Raw genomic sequence first — 294 nt, forward strand, 5'->3', positions numbered from 1 at the left:
TCGCTCCCTTCACGGGGGCGTGGATTGAAATAAGGATTAGCTGGAAATTTCAGTCAGCAAAACAAAGTCGCTCCCTTCACGGGGGCGTGGATTGAAATTAAATTTTTGATAACCTTGACATAGCCTTTTGCGTCGCTCCCTTCACGGGGGCGTGGATTGAAATCTACGCGCGGTTTTGAACTTATCTGATGACCAAAGTCGCTCCCTTCACGGGGGCGTGGATTGAAATCCGTATTCGTCGATCCAATTTGTTTTATTTTTTGTCGCTCCCTTCACGGGGGCGTGGATTGAAAT

It is taken from the genome of Streptococcus sp. HMSC067A03, from assembly GCF_001814295.1.
In the GTDB taxonomy this organism is placed as follows: domain Bacteria; phylum Bacillota; class Bacilli; order Lactobacillales; family Streptococcaceae; genus Streptococcus; species Streptococcus constellatus.